Annotated in this window: 15 protein-coding genes; 7 read left to right on the top strand and 8 right to left on the bottom strand. The window is 72.1% G+C overall.

Annotated features, from left to right (window positions below):
* Positions 1-748, top strand: a 748-nt coding sequence (locus tag V7Q31_RS01280; protein ID WP_333831850.1) for a type ISP restriction/modification enzyme, incomplete at its 5' end; no start/stop codon positions are given.
* Here V7Q31_RS01280 and V7Q31_RS01275 read toward each other — a convergent pair.
* Genes V7Q31_RS01275 through xylF form a run of 5 tightly spaced genes read right to left on the bottom strand, consistent with a single transcriptional unit; the run spans position 745 to position 6,095 of the window.
* Complete coding sequence (locus tag V7Q31_RS01275) at positions 745-1,605, bottom strand: DMT family transporter (RefSeq protein ID WP_333831849.1); 861 nt, start codon at positions 1,603-1,605, stop codon at positions 745-747. The genes V7Q31_RS01280 and V7Q31_RS01275 overlap by 4 nt on opposite strands.
* Complete coding sequence (gene xylA / locus V7Q31_RS01270; protein WP_333831848.1) at positions 1,602-2,915, bottom strand: xylose isomerase; 1,314 nt, start codon at positions 2,913-2,915, stop codon at positions 1,602-1,604. Before xylA ends, V7Q31_RS01275 begins: the two co-directional genes overlap by 4 nt.
* Before the next feature lie 16 nt (positions 2,916-2,931).
* Entirely contained in the window at positions 2,932-3,705 is a 774-nt protein-coding gene (locus tag V7Q31_RS01265; protein ID WP_333831847.1) for an ATP-binding cassette domain-containing protein, read from the bottom strand.
* 3 nt (positions 3,706-3,708) lie between these two features.
* On the bottom strand, positions 3,709-5,007 hold the full coding sequence (locus V7Q31_RS01260) for a sugar ABC transporter permease (RefSeq protein ID WP_442976275.1): 1,299 nt from the start codon (positions 5,005-5,007) through the stop codon (positions 3,709-3,711).
* A 56-nt stretch (positions 5,008-5,063) separates the two neighbouring features.
* Positions 5,064-6,095 carry a D-xylose ABC transporter substrate-binding protein gene (xylF, locus tag V7Q31_RS01255; RefSeq protein WP_442976274.1) on the bottom strand — a complete coding sequence of 344 codons (1,032 nt, stop codon included), beginning with the start codon at positions 6,093-6,095 and terminating at the stop codon, positions 5,064-5,066.
* A 149-nt stretch (positions 6,096-6,244) separates the two neighbouring features.
* Here xylF and V7Q31_RS01250 point away from each other — a divergent pair, with 149 nt between their 5' ends.
* The 6 genes from V7Q31_RS01250 (at position 6,245) to V7Q31_RS01225 (ending at position 15,866) form a co-directional block, all read left to right on the top strand.
* Complete coding sequence (locus tag V7Q31_RS01250) at positions 6,245-7,666, top strand: hypothetical protein (protein ID WP_333831846.1); 1,422 nt, start codon at positions 6,245-6,247, stop codon at positions 7,664-7,666.
* The gene (locus V7Q31_RS01245) at positions 7,663-9,285 is read left to right on the top strand and encodes an FG-GAP repeat domain-containing protein (protein ID WP_333831845.1); all 1,623 of its coding nucleotides are present in this window, start codon (positions 7,663-7,665) and stop codon (positions 9,283-9,285) included. Before V7Q31_RS01250 ends, V7Q31_RS01245 begins: the two co-directional genes overlap by 4 nt.
* A gap of 265 nt (positions 9,286-9,550) precedes the next feature.
* Positions 9,551-11,452 (top strand): propionyl-CoA synthetase, encoded by a 1,902-nt coding sequence (locus V7Q31_RS01240; protein WP_333831844.1) that lies wholly within the window; start codon positions 9,551-9,553, stop codon positions 11,450-11,452.
* A gap of 260 nt (positions 11,453-11,712) precedes the next feature.
* Complete coding sequence (locus tag V7Q31_RS01235) at positions 11,713-13,446, top strand: sensor histidine kinase (RefSeq protein WP_333831843.1); 1,734 nt, start codon at positions 11,713-11,715, stop codon at positions 13,444-13,446.
* A 57-nt stretch (positions 13,447-13,503) separates the two neighbouring features.
* The gene (locus V7Q31_RS01230) at positions 13,504-14,355 is read left to right on the top strand and encodes a response regulator (protein ID WP_333831842.1); all 852 of its coding nucleotides are present in this window, start codon (positions 13,504-13,506) and stop codon (positions 14,353-14,355) included.
* An 80-nt stretch (positions 14,356-14,435) separates the two neighbouring features.
* Entirely contained in the window at positions 14,436-15,866 is a 1,431-nt protein-coding gene (locus tag V7Q31_RS01225; protein ID WP_333831841.1) for a sigma-54-dependent transcriptional regulator, read from the top strand.
* 22 nt (positions 15,867-15,888) lie between these two features.
* Here V7Q31_RS01225 and V7Q31_RS01220 read toward each other — a convergent pair whose 3' ends face one another.
* The 3 genes from V7Q31_RS01220 to V7Q31_RS01210 are packed head-to-tail and all read right to left on the bottom strand — an operon-like array spanning position 15,889 to position 17,269.
* The gene (locus tag V7Q31_RS01220; RefSeq protein ID WP_333831840.1) at positions 15,889-16,554 is read right to left on the bottom strand and encodes a glutathione S-transferase; all 666 of its coding nucleotides are present in this window, start codon (positions 16,552-16,554) and stop codon (positions 15,889-15,891) included.
* A 51-nt stretch (positions 16,555-16,605) separates the two neighbouring features.
* On the bottom strand, positions 16,606-16,845 hold the full coding sequence (locus V7Q31_RS01215) for a glycine zipper 2TM domain-containing protein (RefSeq protein WP_333831839.1): 240 nt from the start codon (positions 16,843-16,845) through the stop codon (positions 16,606-16,608).
* Between the two features lie 10 nt (positions 16,846-16,855).
* Positions 16,856-17,269 (bottom strand): hypothetical protein, encoded by a 414-nt coding sequence (locus V7Q31_RS01210; RefSeq protein ID WP_333831838.1) that lies wholly within the window; start codon positions 17,267-17,269, stop codon positions 16,856-16,858.
* Positions 17,270-17,308 lie beyond the last annotated feature (39 nt).

Raw genomic sequence — 17,308 nt, 5'->3', positions numbered from 1 at the left:
TACTTTGATTTCCTTGAACCACGTTGGAGCCCGTTCAAGTATTTGCGTGATGGCCTCCGATGTTCCAAGTGATCTCCACTGTGGTGCCGCAGCTGATGCATATCAGCAGGTCTATCGCTACCGCTACACCCGCTCCGGCGAGCGCGTCGACAACGTCACCGACTGGGGCCTCGCGCAGTTCGAGACGCGCTACGGCAAGGGCAAGGTCACGAAGGACGCGATCTTCGCCTATGTCTACGCCGCCCTCCACGACCCCGTCTGGCGCGAGACCTACGCCGTCAACCTGCGCCGCGAGTTCCCGCGCATCCCCCTCCACCCCGATTTCCCGCAATGGGCCGCATGGGGCCGCACCCTCCTCGATCTGCACATCGGCTACGAGACCGTGCCGCCCTGGCCCCTGACCCGCCGCGACACGCCCGACGCGAAGGCCCGCGCCGCCGGCCTCTCCCCCCGCCCGATCCTGAAATCCGACCCCGCGTCCCGCACCGTCACGCTCGACAGCGAGACCGTGCTCGAAGGCTTCCCGCCCGAATGCTGGGAGTACCGCCTCGGCAACCGCTGCGGGATCGACTGGGTGCTCGACCAGCACAAGGAGAAGCGGCCGAAGGACCCCACCATCCGCGAGCGGTTCGACACCTACCGCTTCGCCGACCACAAGGAGAAGGTCGTGGACCTCCTCGCCCGCGTCGCCCGCGTCAGCGTCGAAACCATGCAGATCGTCGCCGCCATGCGCGCCGCCCGGCGCTAGCTCCGCCGCCCCAGCAGCGTCGCCGCCCCGACGCCCCCGAGGATGACCAGCGCCGCGACCGCGAAGCGCAGCGTCAGCGCCTCGCCGAGAAAGACCATCCCGCCGGCCAGCGCGATCACCGGAACGGTCAGCTGCGCCACCGCCGCGAGGCTCGCCTCCATGCGCGGCAGGACCGCATACCACACCGCATAGCCGCCCCCCGAGGCGAGCGCGCCGGACGCCGCCGCCAGCACGGCGCCCGCAGCGCCGACAGGCTCGGTCGGCCCCGCAAAGGCCCAGAGCGCCAGCCCCGCCGGAGTGGCGAGTGCGAACGCCGCCGCCGTCGCGGCGAGCGGCGGGCCCGCCCGGCGGCCGCGCAGCGAATAGCCGCCCCAGCACGCGCCCGCCGCCGCCATCAGCAGCGCCGGGACAAGCGGCGGCGCAGCGGCGCCGGGCGACAGCAGCCAGACGAGCCCGCCGAAGGCCGCAGCGCCGCCGATCCACCGCGCCGGGCCGGGCCGCTCGCCGCCCAGAAGCGCGCCCAGAAACATCGTCGCCTGCACGGCGCCGAACAGGATCAGCGCGCCGATCCCGGCGTCGAGCGCGACATAGGCGAAGGAGAAGGCCGCCGCATAGCCGAACAGCATCGCCGCCGACAGCCCGGACGCCGCCGCCCGCGCCTGCGCGCCGCGCCCGGCGACGAGCGCGATCAGCCCCAACGCCGCAGCGCCCGCCGCCAGCCGGATCGCCGTGAAGGCCGTCGGCCCGATGTCGCCGCCCGCAAGCGCCATGCGGCACAGCACCGAATTCGCGGCGAACGCGATCAGCGCGACGCAGACCGCGCCGGCCAGCCGCCAGCCCGACAGCGCGGGCGTCACCTCAGGAAGCGGTTGACGACGCCCTCCAGCGCCTCCTGCCGGCCCGAGACCGGCTGCGGCTCGATCCCCTCCGCCAGCACCCGCGCCGACAGATCGTCGAGGCTGCGCGCGCCGGACAGGATCGCGCGGCCCTCCGCCCCGTCCCAGCCCGCATAGCGCGCCGCGCGCGGACCGGTCAACGCGCCCGCCTCGATCATCTCGGCGGCGATCAGCAGCGCGCGGGCGCAGGCGTCCATCGAGCCGAGATGGGCGTGCAGGATGTCGTCAGGATCGAGCGACTGGCGGCGGAGTTTGGCGTCGAAGTTGAGGCCCCCGGTCGTGAACCCGCCCGCCTCCAGCACCGCGTGCATCGCCAGCGCGAGTTCCGGCACGTTCATCGCGAACTGGTCGGTGTCCCAGCCCGACTGATAGTCGCCGCGATTGAGGTCGAGCGAGCCGAAGATGCCGAGCGCGCCGGCCAGCGCGATCTCGTGCTCGAAGCTCTTGCCGGCGAGGATCGCGTGGTTCTGCTCGATGTTGATCTTCACCTCGCCGATCAGATCGTAGCGGCGCAGGAAACCGTGGATCGCGGCGACGTCGCTGTCGTATTGATGCTTGGTCGGCTCCTGCGGTTTCGGCTCGATCAGGATGGTGCCCGGAAAGCCGATCTTCTTCTTGTGCTCGACGACCATGGTCAGGAACCGCCCGAGCTGGTCGAGCTCGCGGCCCATATCGGTATTGAGCAGCGTGTCGTAGCCCTCGCGCCCGCCCCACAGCACATAGTTCGCGCCGCCGAGACGGTGGGTGAGCTCCATCGCCGCCTTCACCTGCGCGCCCGCATAGGAGAACACCTCGGGGTCGGGGTTGGTCGCGGCGCCGGCCATGTAGCGGCGGTTGGAGAACAGGTTGGCCGTGCCCCAGAGGAGGCCCACGCCCGAGCCTTCCATCTTCTCCGCGAGATAGTCGCCCATCGCGGCGAGATTGGCGTTGCTTTCGGCCAGCGTCGCGCCTTCGGGCGCCACGTCGCGGTCGTGGAAGGTGTAGAAGGGAACGCCGAGCAGGCGGAAGGTCTCGAAGGCCACGTCGGCCTTGCGCCGCGCGCAGGCCATCGGCTCGCCCTCGAACCAGTCGCGGAGGAACGTCGGGCCTCCGAACGGGTCGGTTCCGGGCCAGCAGAGCGTGTGCCACCAGCACACGGCGAAGCGCAGATGGTCCTCCATCCGCTTGCCGAGCACAGTCGCGTCGGGGTCGTAGAAGCGGAAGGCGAGGGGATTGTCGCTGTCGCGCCCCTCGAAGCGGATCGGGTCCGAGATCGAGTAGAAATCGCCCATGTCGGGCCTCCGCAAGTCAGGAATCGAGCGCGCCGGGGCCCGGGATCGCGGCTTTGGGGCATTTGCCGAGGATGATCATGCCGAGGACTTCGTCCTTGGTGACGTCTGCAGTGCGCGCCTGCCCCACGAGCTGGCCGTTCTTCATCACGAAGACGCGGTCGGCGAGGTCGAACACGTCGTGGATGTCGTGGCTGATCAGGAAGATGCCGATGCCCTCGGCCTTGAGCTGCTTGACCAGTTCGCCCACCTGCGCGGTCTCGGCCGGGCCGAGCGCGGCGGTCGGCTCGTCCATGATCAGGATCTTGGCGTCGAAATAGATCGCGCGCGCGATCGCGACCGACTGGCGCTGCCCGCCCGACAGCGCCTTCACCGGCGCCGTGAACTTCGCGAAATTGGGGTTGAGGCGCTTCATGATCTTCCGCGTCTCGGCCTCCATGGCGTCGTCGTCGAGGAAACCCGCGCCGCCGACCAGTTCGCGCCCGAGAAAGAGGTTGGCCTTGGCGTCGAGATTGTCGGCCAGCGCGAGCGTCTGGTAGATCGTCTCGATGTTGCAGCGGCGCGCGTCGCGGGGATTGTCGATCTGCACTTCGGCGCCGTCGATGAAGATCTGCCCCGCGTCGCGCTTGTAGGCGCCCGACAGGGCCTTGATCAGCGTAGACTTGCCGGCGCCGTTATGGCCGAGCAGCCCGACCACTTCGCCACGGTGGAGGTCCACCGTCACCCCGTCCACCGCCTTGACGCCGCCGAAGGCGATGGAGATGTCGCGCATTTCCACAAGCGGCGCGGCCATGGCTCAGTCTCCCACGCGGCGGCGATAGACGATGTCGGCCAGCACCGCGACCACAAGCACCACGCCGACGACGATGGATTGCAGCGGCGCGTCCACCCCCACCATCGCCATGCCCGATTGCAGCGACTGCATGACCAGCGCGCCCAGAATGGCCCCGTAGATCGTCCCGATCCCGCCCGACAGCGCCGTGCCGCCGATGACTGCGGCGGCGATCACCCGCAACTCGTCCAGCGTGCCGAGGTCGTTGGCCGCCGATTGCAGGCGCGCCGAGGCGATCACGGCGGCGATGGCGGTGAGGAACCCCATCAGCGCGAAGACCTTCACCGTCAGCTTGCGCGTGTCGACGCCCGCCAGATCGGCGGCGTCGGGGTTGCCGCCGGCGGCGAAGACGTAGCGCCCGAAGCGGGTGCGCCGGGCGATCACGGTCATCGCCACCGCCACGATCAGCACGATGATGACCGGAACGGCGATGCCGTGCGAGAGGATCATGCCTTCGGGCAGCGTCAGCCCGCGCGACTGGTAGAGCCGCTCGGCGGCGCGCTGCGGCACGTCGTAGGCATTCATGATCGCGGTGAAGCTCACGATCAGCCCGAGCAGGATCGCGCCGACGGTCAGCTCCGCCCAGAGCGGCTTGACCGGGAAGGCGCGCGCGATCTTGCGCCGGCGCGAGGCGGCGATCAACGCCACGGTCGCGGCGCAGGCGAGGGCCGCGAGCATCCAGCTCCACTCCGCGCCGAGCGTGCCGCGCAATCCGCCGCCGAGCACCACGAAATTCGCGTCGAGCGGCGCGACGGTCTGCCCGCTCGTCACCCACCAGGCGGCGCCGCGCCAGATGAGGAGTCCGCCCAACGTCACGATGAAAGCGGGCACGCCGAGATAGCCGACGACATAACCCTGCCCGGCGCCGATCAGCGCGCCCACCGTCGCGCCGAAGAGCACCGTGATCGGCGCGATCGCCCAGGACCCGAAGCCCAGCAGGTCGGGCAGCACCTGCGCCTGCATCCAGCCCATCAGCATGCCGATGACGCCGAGCATCGCGCCGACCGACAGGTCGATGTGGCGCATCACGATGATGAACACCATGCCGGTCGCCATCACCGCGACCGAAGCGGTCTGGACCGAGAGGTTGAACAGGTTGCGCGGGGTCAGGAACAGCCCGCCGGTCAGAACGTCGAAGCCGATCCAGATGATCAGCAGCGCCCCGATCATGCCCAGCAGGCGCGGGTCGATCTGCAGCGCGCGAAAGGCGCCCATCGCCGAGGGCGCCTGCGCGGCGGAGCGTGAGATGTCGGCTTGCGCCATGAGGAGCCTCCGGCGTCAGCGCGGGCGGCGGCGATCCGCCGCCCGGAAATCCGGCGTCAGTCGCAGACCGCGACCGACCCCGCCGGCACGCCCTGGCAGAGGGCGTCCTTGCCGATCCAGCCGGCCTCGACGACCGAGGCGAGGTTGTCGCGGGTGACCGGCACCGGCGCGAGGAACTTCGCGGTCAGCTCCTTGCCCGAGGGGCTGGTCCAGCTCTGCGCGCCCTCGATGTCGGCCATCGCCGTCCCGCCGGCCAGCGCCACGGCGATCTCCGCCGCCGCCCGCCCCAGGTCGCGCGCGTCCTTCCAGACCGAGACGGTCTGCGTGCCGAGGGCCACGCGGTTGAGCGCCGCGTGGTCGCCGTCCTGCCCCGAGACCGGGATGCCCTGCATTCCCTGCGCCGTCAGCGCCGCGACCGCGCCGCCCGCCGTGCCGTCGTTCGAGGCGACGACCGCGTCCACCGCGTTGTTGGTGGCGGTGAGGATCTGCTCCATGTTGCGCTGCGCGTTGGCGGGGAGCCACTGGTCGGTGTAGGCCTCGCCGACAATCGTCACGTCGCCCGCGTCGATCGCCGCCTGCAGCACTTCCTGCTGGCCGCCGCGCAGGAAATCGGCGTTGGGATCGGTCGGCGAGCCCTTAATCATCACGTAATTGCCCTTGGGCGCCTGCGCGAGCACGGCGCGGGCCTGCATGCGCCCGACTTCGACATTGTCGAAGGTCAGGTAGAAGGCGCGCGGGTCGTCGATCAGCCGGTCGTAGCCGACGACGGGGATGCCCTCGTTCGCCGCCGCCTCGACCGCCGGGCCGATGGCGCTGCTGTCCTGCGCGAGGACGATCAGCGCGTCGACGCCGCGCGCGATCAGGCTCTCGACGTCGGAAAGCTGCTTGGCGGTGGAGGATTGCGCGTCCGCTGAGACGTAAGCGGCGCCGGCGGCGTTCAGGGCTGCGACGATGGCGGCCTCGTCGGTCTTCCAGCGCTCTTCCTGGAAGTTCGACCAGGAGACGCCGACGGTCATTGTCTGTGCGAAGGCTGGCGCAACGGACAGGCAAAGCGCGACCGCGGCGGTCGCGCGCAGGAAATTCCGCATCTCATCCTCCCTGTGCCGGCTGTTCGCGCTGGGGCGCGCCGGCCGATCTGCTGCGCTGAACCGCGCCCGTCTAGCGAGTGACACGGCCCCCGCGCCCTGTCAACAATGGCGCGACCGGCGGGTTTCCCGCCCACAAGGTGTTGCTGCATATGCGAAAAGACCTTGCCGCCCTGATCGTCGCCCTCGGCGCGGCCGCGGCCCCGCCGACGCTGGGTCAACCCACCGCGCAGCCCTGGGACGAGCGCGCGCTGGCCGCGCCGCTCGACCATGACGCGCTCGCCGCCGAGATCGCCCGCGACGGCCCGTCGCGGGTTCTGGCGGAAGGCGAACGCCTGTTCCGCGCCCGCTTCACGACGCCCGACGGCGCGGGCCGCCCGCTCGCCACCCAGGCCATCGTGCCGACCAAGCGCCGCCGACCGGCGGAACGTGCGATGCAGCGCCTCAGCGGGCCCGACGCCTCCTCCTGCGTCGCCTGCCACATCGAGCCGCTCCCCGGCGGCGCGGGCGATTTCGCGGCCAACGCCTTCGTCTCCGAAGGCTTCTCCAGCGCCGATTTCGACACGCTCGACCCGCAATTCTCCAACGAGCGCGGGACCAACCATCTGTTCGGCGCGGGCCTCGTCGAACTGCTCGCCCGCGAGATGACCGCCGAGCTTCAGGCGCAGCGGCGCGACGCGCTGCGCCGCGCGCGCGAGACGGGCGCGCCGGCCACGATCCGCCTCACCGCCAAGGGCGTGGAGTTCGGCGCGCTGACGGCGGGGCCGGACGGGCTGCTCGACATCTCGGCGCTCGACGGGGTCGACAGCGACCTCGTGATCCGCCCGTTCAGCCAGAAGGGCGTGATCGTCTCGCTGCGCCAGTTCACCGTGAACGCGCTCAACGCGCATCACGGGATTCAGGCCGAGGAGCGCTTCGGGCCGCGCTGGACCGGAGAGGCGGATTTCGACGGCGACGGGATCGGCGCCGAGATCGGCGCGGGCGACGTGACCGCCCTCACCCTCTGGCAGGCGAGCCTGCCCCCGCCGCTGCGCGCGACGCCCGAGGATCCGCTGTGGCGCGATGCGGCGGCTGCTGGCGAGGCGGCTTTCGCGGCGTTCGGCTGCGCCGCCTGCCACATCCCTGCTTTGCCGCTGGACGGGCTGGTGTTTCACGAGCCGGCCCCCGGCGCGCCCGCCGGCGTGCTGCGGCAGGGCGAGGCCGCGACCGTGGCGCTCGACCTCGGCGCGCTGGACTGGGCGGCGCGCCTGCCGCGCGACGCGCAGGGGCGCGCGCTCGTCCCCCTCTACGGCGATCTCAAGCGGCATGTGATCGCCGACCCGGTGCGTCCGGTCTTTGGCGACGAACTGCTCGGCCAGCGCTTCGTCGCGCGCGACGTGTTCCTGACCGCCGAGCTCTGGGGCGTCGCCGACACCGGCCCCTACGGCCATCGCGGCGACCTCTCGACGCTCGACGAGGCGATCCGCGCCCATGGCGGCGCGGCGGCGGCTGCGGCGAAGGCCTACGAGGCCGCGCCGGAAGATGCGCGCCAGAGCGTGATCGCCTTTCTGCGCACTCTGCGGATCGCGCCATGAGAGCGGCGGCGCTGGCGCTGCTGCTGGCCGGCGCGGCGCAGGCCGGGGAAGCGCCGCGCCCGTTCCACGGCCCCCATTTCGTCGAAGAAGCGCGCGAAGCGGGACTCGAGCACGTCTATGGCGGCGGCTGGGAGTTCTTCGTCGGCGGCGGCGCGGCGGCCTTCGACTGCGACGGCGACCGACGCCCCGACCTGCTGCTCGCCGGCGGCGCGAACCCCGCGCGGCTCTTCGTCAACCGCAGCGCAACCGGCGGCCCCTTGCGCTTCGAGGCGCGCCCGCTCGACGCGCTGGGGGATGAGCTGACCGGCGTTCTCGGCGCCTATCCGCTCGACGTCGACGGCGACGGGCTGATGGACCTCGCAATCCTGCGGCTGGGGCGCAACGCCCTGCTGCGGGGCCTCGGCGACTGCCGCTTCGAGCGCGCCGACCGGGCGTGGCGCTTCGACGGCGGGCGGGAGTGGACCGCCGCCTTCGCCGCGACCTGGGAGGCCGGCGCGCGCTTCCCGACGCTCGCCTTCGGCAACTATGTCGACCGCTCCGCGCCCGGCGCGCCCTGGGGAACCTGCGCGCCGCACGCCCTCCACCGGCCCGGCCCCGGCGAGGCGCCGGACTACTCCACCGCGACCGAACTCGCCCCCGGCCAGTGCGCGCTCTCGCTGCTGTTCACCGACTGGGGGCGGCTGGGCCGCGCCGATCTGCGCGCGGCCAACGACCGCCAATACCATCTCGACGGCGAGGAGCAGCTCTGGCGCGTCGAACCGGAGCGGGCGCCGCGGCTGTTTCGCCGCGCCGAGGGCTGGCGGCGGCTGAAAATCTGGGGGATGGGGATCGCCGAGGCGGATCTGGATGCGGACGGCTATCCCGAATACGCGCTGACCTCGATGGGCGACACGCTGCTGCAACAGCTCGACCCCGAGGCGGAGCCCGGCGCGCCGACCTATCGCGACATCGCCTTCGCCCGCGGCGCGACCGCCCACCGTCCGCATGTCGGCGGCGATCTGCGGCCCTCGACCGGCTGGCACGCCGAATTCGCCGATTTCGACAATGACGGGTTGCTCGATCTGTTCATCGCGAAGGGCAATGTCGAGCAGATGCCCGATTTCGCCGCCTTCGACCCTGACAGTCTGCTGATGGGCCAGTGGGACGGGCGCTTCGCCGAAGCCGGTTCGCAGGCGGGCGTCGCGCTCGACCGGCGGGGGCGGGGGGCCGCCGTCGCCGACTTCAACCTCGACGGCATGCTCGATTTGCTGGTCGTCAACCGCGAAGGCGCGACGAGCCTGTTCCGCAGCCTCGGAGCGGCGCCCGCCGAGCCGCCTTTGCCGATGGGCGGCTGGGCGATGGTCGCGCTTGAGCAACCGGCGCCAAATCGCACCGCCGTCGGGGCGGAGCTGTCGGTGCGGATCGGGGCGCGGACGCTTCGGCGGGTGGTCCAGGTCGGCGGCGGCCACGCCTCGGGCCATGCCGGATGGATCCATCTCGGGCTCGGCGTCAGCGAACGGGCCGAAGTCCGGGTGCGCTGGCCGGACGGGGTGTGGAGCCATCCCTACCGATTGTTCGCCGGCCAGTTCGCGGTGATCCGGCGCGGCGCGGCGGCGCCTGCGATCTGGTCGCCGGAGTGAGCGTTTCGCGGAGGGCGCGGAGGCCGGGCGCATTGGATCGACGGTGGCGAGGGGACGCGCCGTCATGGCCGTCGCCGCCTTGCGGCGAAGGGCCGCGCGCCCTCGGCGACAGTTTCGCGACCGGGCGCGCGGAATTACCCATGGCCCGCTCCGGCGCCCGGCTCGACCTCGACGCCGCGCCGGGGCGCGGGAACGGCTCCGGCCCGCGCTCCGCCTCGACGCGGCGGATTGCGGCGGAGCCTGGCGATATGCGGGGGAGACGGTCATGGGTCGGTACGCGGAACTCTACGACAGCTGGAAACGCGACCCCGAGGGGTTCTGGATGAAGGCCGCAGAGGCGATCGACTGGTTCGACAAGCCCTCGCGCGCGCTCGACGACGGCCGCAAGCCGATCTACCACTGGTTCGCCGACGGCGTCGCCAACACCTGCTGGAACGCCGTCGACCGACATGTTTCCGCCGGCCACGGCGCCCGCGCGGCGATCATCCATGACAGCCCGATCACCGGGACCAAGCGGACGATCACTTACGCCGAACTGCAGGAGGAGGTCGCGCGCCTCGGCGGCGCGCTCGAAGCGCGGGGCGTCGGCAAGGGCGACCGGGTGCTGATCTACATGCCGATGATCCCGGAGGCCGCGATCGCGATGCTGGCCTGCGCGCGGATCGGCGCGATCCATTCGGTTGTGTTCGGCGGCTTCGCGGCGCACGAGCTCGCCGTGCGCATCGACGACGCCAAGCCCAAGGCCGTGCTTACCGCCTCCTGCGGGATCGAGCCGGGCCGGGTGATCGCCTACAAGCCGCTGGTGGACGGCGCGATCGCGCAGGCCGCGCACAAGCCCGATTTCGTGGTGATCCGCCAGCGCCCGCAGGCGCAGGCGCCGCTGATCGAGGGCCGCGACGTCGACTGGGCCGAGTTCGTCGCCGACGCGCCCTTCGCGGAATGCGCGCCGGTTGGCGGGGCCGAGCCGCTCTACATCCTCTACACTTCCGGCACGACCGGGCAGCCCAAGGGGGTGGTGCGCCATTCCGGCGGCCACATGGTCGCGCTCGCCTGGACGATGAAGGCGATCTACGACATCGGCGCGGGCGAGGTGTTCTGGGCGGCCTCCGACGTCGGCTGGGTGGTGGGCCACAGTTACATCGTCTACGCCCCGCTGATCGTCGGCGCGACCACGGTGATCTTCGAGGGCAAGCCGGTCGGCACGCCCGACGCGGGCGTGTTCTGGCGGGTGATCGAGGAGCACAAGGTCAAGGCGCTCTTCACGGCCCCGACCGCGTTGCGCGCCATCAAGCGCGACGATCCCGAGGCGAAGCTGATGGCCGGCTACGATCTTTCGGGCCTGAAGACGCTGTTCCTCGCCGGCGAGCGCGCCGACCCGGACACCATCGTCTGGGCGCAGAAGGCGCTGGGCGTGCCCGTCATCGACCATTGGTGGCAGACCGAGACGGGGTGGGCGATCGCCGCCAATCCGGTCGGGGTCGAGCTGTTGCCGGTCAAGCTGGGCTCGCCGACTGTGGCGATGCCGGGCTACGACGTGGTCATCCTCGACGAGGCGGGCGAGCTGGCGGCGCCGAAGACGCTGGGGGCCATCGCAGTGCGCCTGCCGTTGCCGCCGGGAGCGCTGCCGACGCTGTGGAACGCGGAGGAGCGCTTCAAATCGAGCTATCTCGCGCATTATCCGGGCTTCTACGAGACCGGCGACGCGGGCATGATCGACGAGGACGGGTATCTCTACATCATGGCCCGCACCGACGACGTCATCAACGTCGCCGGCCACCGCCTTTCGACCGGCGCGATGGAGGAGGTGCTCGCCAGCCACCCCGACGTCGCCGAATGCGCCGTGATCGGCGCCGCCGATTCGCTGAAGGGCCAGCAGCCGGTCGGCCTGTTGTGCCTCAACACCGGCTGCGATCGCCCGCATGACGAGATTGTGCGCGAATGCGTGAAGCTCGTGCGCGACCAGATCGGGCCGGTCGCGGCGTTCAAGACGGCGATCGTGGTCGACCGGCTGCCCAAGACGCGCTCGGGCAAGATCCTGCGCGGCGCGATGGTCAAGATGGCGGACGGGCAGGAGGTTAAGGTCCCCGCGACCATCGACGACCCGGCGATCCTCGAGGAGATCCGCGCGGCGATGCAGGGCGTCGGGCTCGCGCGCGCGGTCTCCTGAGCCGCGCGCATCGGGAGCGGGCGGCGGTTTCCTCGCCCGTCCTCCCGCTCCCCGCGCAGCGGTGCTTTCCGCTTCGTTTACAGCTTGGGGTCTAGGATTCGCCGTCGTCGCGATGATGCGGCGCGCCGTTTTCCTTGCTGGAGTTCCGTCGGGATGGCTCGGCTGCTCAGCCCGTCCCCCGCGCAGGCCGCGCAGGCCGGCGCCGCTTGGCGTCGCCCGTCGCGGTCGCGCGAGATGCGCGCGCCATGGGGGCGGCGGCGATGACGCGCCCCTCGAACCGCACTCCGCGCAGCACGGCCGCCTATTCCTGGCTGCTCGGCGCCGCCGCGCTGCTCTCCGCCGCCGGCTTCGTCGCCGCGACGGCGGTCGCGCTGCTCGCGCCCCCGCCCGATCCCGGCCCCGCCGCGGCCGCGCGCGCCGTCGGCCCGGCGCTGCTCGAACTCGACGCGCGGCGTCTGGCCGATTCGCTGGAGCATTTTTCCGAAGGCCGCTTCGGACCTGACCCGGAGGCGATCTCGCAGGCGGCGGCGCAGCTGCGCGCGCAGGCGCTTGCGTTGCTCGGGCGCGAGGCGCTGGAGGGTCTGGTCAGTCCGACAGCGCTCGAGGCGCTCGCGCGGCTGGCCAGCGACCTCGGAGCGGGCGGCCTCGACCTCGACGCGCTCGCGCGCGGCGCTCCCGGCGAGATCGCGCGCCTGTCGGCCGGTCTGCGCGCGAGCCTGCCCGAGCTCGAAGCGCTTGGGCGGGCGGCGGACGAGACGGCGCAGATGCGCGCGATCGAGGCGGCGCGCGCCGCCAGCCCGGCCGCTTCGGTGTTCTCCGCAGTCGGCCTCGCCGGCGCGATCTGCTGCCTGGTGATGCTGGCGGCGGCGACGCGCGCGATCGTGCTGTCGCGGCGCGCCCGCGACGCCAGCCGCTTCCGCCCCGCCGCGCCGGTCGCCGAGACGCCCGAAATCGGACGCGAACGCGCGCATATGCTGTCGATGCTCAGCCACGAGTTGCGCACCCCGCTCAACGGCGTGATGGGCCTCGTGGCGCTGGTGCGCGACATGGGGGTCAGCGACGAGCAGACGCAGCTCATCGAGCAGGCCGAGCGGGCGGGGCGCCAGATATCGGACATGCTCGACGACGTGTTCGACGCCGATCCCGAGGCGGACGCCGAGCCCGGCGCCGGCCAGACCTTCGAGATCGACGCGCTCGCCCAGTCGATGCGCGACCTGTTCGCGCCGGCGGCGGCGCGGTCGGGCGTGGGCTTCACGGTCGCGGCGTCGGGCGACGCGCCGGCGCTGATGACCGGCGACGGTCGGCGCTTCCAGCGCGCGCTGACCCATCTGTGCGGTTTCGTGCTCGAGCGCGCCGGGGCGCGCGACGTGCGGCTCGAACTCGGCCATCAGGACGGCGAATGCCGCGCGGCGCTCTCCTTCGACCTGCCGGACGCAGCGGCCGGCGCCGAGGAACTGCGCCGCCTCGTCGCCGCGGAGCCGGCGGTCGGGCGCGACGCCGGCGAAGTCGGTCTCGGCCCGCTGCTCGCCAAGGGATTGCTCGAGCGCATCGGCGGGCGGCTCGAAGTCTCGACGACGGAATCGGGGCGTGTGCTCGTGCTCGCGGCGACCCCGTCGGCGGCTGCGCATCCGCAGGGGCCGCGGGTGCGCGTGATGGCGCAGACCCGCTCGCTCGGCGCGCTCGGCGCGGCGGCGAGCGCCGCGGCCGGCGTCGAGGTGCTCGACGCCGACGACGCGCCGGCGCCGGAGATCGTGCTGGTCGAGGCCGGCGGCGACGAAGAAGCGACGACGGTCGCGGAAGCGCGCGCGCGCTGGCCCGAGGCCCTGCTGGTCGCTCTCGGCGCGCCCGGCGAGCCCGCCGGCTTCGACGGCGTCGTCGCCGCGCCGCTCGAGCCCGATCGCGTCGCCGACGCCGTTCGGACGGTCTGGGAGGCGCGCGCGAAAGGCGCCGCTTTCCCGGCGCGCCCGACATCGCTAGAGTTGACCCCGCATTAAGCAGTGCGCGCCCAGATTGCGCGACGCCGCGTAAGGAAGTCAGGAACGACCGGACAGATGGACAGCTCCAACGCTTCAGGTCTCGCCTGGCTTCGCGGAAAGCGCGTGCTTCTCGCGGAGGACAACATCACCAACCAGATGGTCGCGACCCAGTTGCTCGACGCTCTGGGCTCGCGGGTCGACGTCGCCAATGACGGCGCCGAGGCGCTGGAGATGATCGAGGCGCATCGCTACGACATCTATCTGATCGACATCGAGATGCCGCGCGTCTCCGGACTCGACGTCATCAAGTCGATCCGCCAGTCGGCGCCGCCGCTGTGCGACGCGCCGGTGATCGCGGTCACGGCCTATGCGCTGCGCGAGCATCGCGAGAAGATCGCCGAGGCCGGCGCCGACGGGCTGATCCCCAAGCCGCTGATCAGCATCGAGCAGTTCGGGCGCGACATCCTCAACCTCACCGAACGCGTGCGTCGGGCCGCTGGAGGCGCGCCCGCCGCAGCCCACGCCCAGAGCGCAGCGCCTGATGTCCCCGCCGCCGCGACGGCGGCGCCGACGGCGCGGCCTGCCACTGGGCGGCCCGTCGAGATGGAGGTGTTCACCGGCCTCGCCGAGGCGATCGGGCCGGAGGCGATGCGCGATCTTCTCGGCAAGATCGACAGCGATCTCGACGCCGCCGTCCAGCAGGTGCGCGAGGGGGTCGCCGCGTCGGACATGAGCGTGCTGAGCAATGCGACGCATGTGATGATCTCGGTCTGCGGGGCCATCGGCGCCGAGCCGCTCAAGACGCTGGCGCAGCGGCTGAACGCGGTGGCCAACGGCAAGGCGTCCGACGACCCCGCGGCGATCGGCTCGGACATTTCGATGCAGTCCACCGTGCTGCGCGCCTTCCTGAGGTCGAAGGCCCAGTAGACTCACGTCCTCCCGCCGATCCAAGGGAGGGGCGCGCCGCCGCCGGCGGCGCGCGAACCGCAAGGGAGGTCGCCGACGCCGTGGCGCAGGCGCGAAAACCGATCCTCCTCGTCGAGGACACCCCGTCGCTGTCCGACCTCTATGCGACGCTGCTGCGCCGCGCGGGGCGCGAGGTGGAGTGCGCCTTCACCCTCGCCGAGGCGCGCGCGCGGTTCGCCGCCGGTGGGCACCGGCTCGTCCTGCTCGATCTGGTGCTGCCCGATGGCGACGGCATCGACGCGCTGCGCGAGATGCGCGCGCGCGACCCCAACGTGCGCGCGATCGTGGCGACGTCGAACGGCTCGATCAACCGCGCCGTCGAGGCGATGCGGGCCGGAGCGTTCGATTTCCTCGTGAAGCCTTTCGACGAGGCGCGGCTGCTGCGCGCGGTCGAGCAGGCCGACGCGGCGCCGGCTTCCCCCCATCTCGTCGCGCCGCCCGAGCCCGATGCGCAGGGCTTCCAGGGCTTCGTCGGGCTGTCGCCGGCGATGCGCGCCGTCTACGAGACGATCCGCGACGTCGGGCGGTCGACCGCGACGGTGTTCATCACGGGCGAGAGCGGCACGGGCAAGGAACTCGCCGCGCAGGCGATCCACGACCTGTCGCCGCGCCGCGACCGGCCCTTCGTGCCGCTCAATTGCGGGGCGATCCCGCGCGATCTGCTCGAATCGGAAGTGTTCGGCCATCTCAAGGGCTCGTTCACCGGCGCGATCTCCGACAAGCCGGGCGCCGCCGCCACCGCGGATGGCGGCACGCTGTTTCTCGACGAAATCTGCGAGATGGACATCGACCTGCAGACCAAGCTGCTGCGATTCCTGCAGACGTCGACGATCCAGCCGGTCGGCGCCGCGTCGGCGCGCAAGGTGGACGTGCGCATCGTCTGCGCCACCAATCGCGACCCGCAGACGGAAGTGGACGCCGGTCGGTTCCGCTCGGACCTGTTCTACCGCCTCTATGTCGTGCCGATCCATCTGCCGCCGCTGCGCGAGCGCGGCGACGACGTGCTGCGGCTGGCCGACAAGCTGCTCGCCGATTACGCCCGCGTCGAGGGCAAGCGCTTCGCGGGGCTGTCGGACACGGTGCGCGCGGCGTTCCGCGCCTATCCGTGGCCGGGCAATGTGCGCGAGGTGCAGAACGTGCTGCGCAATGTCGCCGTGCTGCGCGACGGGCCGCTGGTGACGCCCGAGATGCTGCCGGCGAAGCTCGCCGCCTGCGCAGGCGCGATCCCGCCCGGACCCGCATCCCGCCCGGCGCCCGCAGGGGCTCCCAACTTGCGCGAAGCGCTCGCCCCGCTCGTCGGCGCGACGCTGTCCGAAGTCGAGCGCGAGTTCATCGAGCAGACCATCGACGCCTGCGGCGGCTCGATCCCGCGGGCCGCGCGCATCCTCGACGTCAGCCCCTCGACGCTCTACCGCAAGCGCGAAAGCTGGGAGCGCGCCGACGCGCAGGGCCTGCGGCGGATCGCCGGCTGAGACCCGAGCGCGGGAGGGCGGCTCAGTTCTCGTAGCGCGCGATCACGCGCGGGTCGGCGGCGGCGTCGGCCTCCCAGCGCCGACAGGACGGGTGGGCGAGCAGCGCGTCGAGATAGGCCGCCGACCCCGCATCCACCTCGAGCCCGTAGCCGCGCACGCGCCACGCCACCGGCGCGAAGAACGCGTCGGCCGCGGTGAAGCGCGCGCCGAACAGATACGGCCCGCCCGCGCCCCAGCCCGCCCGCGCCCAGCGCCAAAGCTCGGACAAGCGGTCGAGATCGGCGCGGACCGCCTCGGACGCGGCCAGCGGCGGCCCCTTGCGGCGGGTGTTCATCGGCGCGGCCTGACGGAGCGCGGCGAAGCCGGAATGCATCTGGGCCGCCAGGGACCGCGCCGCAGCCCGCGCCGTCGCCCCTTCCGGCCAGAGCCCGGCCTCGGGTCGCGCCTCGGCGAGCGTCTCGGCGATGGCGAGGCTGTCCCACAGGATCGCCCGCTCCGCGCCGTCGGTCCATTCCAGCGCCGGAACCGAGCGCGCCGGCGCCATCTGCGCGCGGAAGGCGTCGAATTCGGGATCGTAAAGGCGATGCAGCCGCTCCTCGAAGTCGAAGCCGAAGGCGTGCAGCAGCAGCCAGCCCCGCATCGACCAGCTGGAATACGGCTTGTCGGCGATGTGGAGGATGTAGCGCATCCGGCGCCTCGCGAAGGACGGGCGCGCCCCGCATGGGGGCGCGCCGCCGCCTCAGTCCATCCGGTCGGCGATGTTGCCGCCCACCATCGTGCCGAGCACCGCGCCGGCGCCCGTGGCGACGACGCGCCCCGTGCCGCCGCCGATCGTCGAGCCGAGCACAGCGCCGGTCGCGCCGCCGAGGATCTGGCCCTGGGTGCGCTGGTCGATGGGAACGCCCTCGCAGGCCGAGAGCGCAAGAAGGGCCGCGAGCGCGAGGCCTGCGCCGCGCGTTAGCCGTGTGGTCATGGTCATCGCATCCTCCTCAGCGCGCCGCTTCATAGGCGAGCAGTTCGTCGAGCCGGATCACGCCGTCGTCGGAGGCGAGATCGAAGAACACCAGCATCCGCTCCGCCACCGCCTCGCCGAGCGAGATGCGTCCGTCGCCGTCGCGGTCGGCCTCGCCGAAGCGCGCCATGTCCGGGTTCGGGAAATCGGCGGGAACGAGGAACCCGTCGCCGTCCGCGTCGCGCCGGCGGAACGCATCCGCGAAATAGGCGACGTATTCGTCGACGTCCACCACGCCGTCGGCGTTGACGTCCGCCGCCGCGAAGGCCGCGCGCAGCTGCTCCTCGGTCGCGGCGAGAACGGGCGCGGCGAGCGCCGTCCACAGCGCGCCCGCAAGGCAAGCGGCGAGCGCCGCCTTGCCCCCGGCGCGGAAAATCCTCAGTCCGGTCATGCCTCCACCCCTTTGTTCGCATGTCCTGCGGCGATCGCG

It is taken from the genome of Rubrimonas sp. (assembly GCF_036788415.1).
GTDB lineage: Bacteria > Pseudomonadota > Alphaproteobacteria > Rhodobacterales > Rhodobacteraceae > Rubrimonas.
This window is presented reverse-complemented; position numbering and strand designations above follow the sequence as displayed.

What these genes read in the sequence shown, in the direction of transcription:
- xylA (WP_333831848.1), bottom strand. Translation starts at nt 2,915, where the DNA reads ATGGGCGATTTCTACTCGATCTCGGACCCGATCCGCTTCGAGGGGCGC.
- V7Q31_RS01265 (WP_333831847.1), bottom strand. Translation starts at nt 3,705, where the DNA reads ATGGCCGCGCCGCTTGTGGAAATGCGCGACATCTCCATCGCCTTCGGC.
- V7Q31_RS01260 (WP_442976275.1), bottom strand. Translation starts at nt 5,007, where the DNA reads ATGGCGCAAGCCGACATCTCACGCTCCGCCGCGCAGGCGCCCTCGGCG.
- xylF (WP_442976274.1), bottom strand. Translation starts at nt 6,095, where the DNA reads ATGCGGAATTTCCTGCGCGCGACCGCCGCGGTCGCGCTTTGCCTGTCC.
- V7Q31_RS01250 (WP_333831846.1), top strand. Translation starts at nt 6,245, where the DNA reads ATGCGAAAAGACCTTGCCGCCCTGATCGTCGCCCTCGGCGCGGCCGCG.
- V7Q31_RS01245 (WP_333831845.1), top strand. Translation starts at nt 7,663, where the DNA reads ATGAGAGCGGCGGCGCTGGCGCTGCTGCTGGCCGGCGCGGCGCAGGCC.
- V7Q31_RS01240 (WP_333831844.1), top strand. Translation starts at nt 9,551, where the DNA reads ATGGGTCGGTACGCGGAACTCTACGACAGCTGGAAACGCGACCCCGAG.
- V7Q31_RS01235 (WP_333831843.1), top strand. Translation starts at nt 11,713, where the DNA reads ATGACGCGCCCCTCGAACCGCACTCCGCGCAGCACGGCCGCCTATTCC.
- V7Q31_RS01230 (WP_333831842.1), top strand. Translation starts at nt 13,504, where the DNA reads ATGGACAGCTCCAACGCTTCAGGTCTCGCCTGGCTTCGCGGAAAGCGC.
- V7Q31_RS01220 (WP_333831840.1), bottom strand. Translation starts at nt 16,554, where the DNA reads ATGCGCTACATCCTCCACATCGCCGACAAGCCGTATTCCAGCTGGTCG.
- V7Q31_RS01215 (WP_333831839.1), bottom strand. Translation starts at nt 16,845, where the DNA reads ATGACCATGACCACACGGCTAACGCGCGGCGCAGGCCTCGCGCTCGCG.
- V7Q31_RS01210 (WP_333831838.1), bottom strand. Translation starts at nt 17,269, where the DNA reads ATGACCGGACTGAGGATTTTCCGCGCCGGGGGCAAGGCGGCGCTCGCC.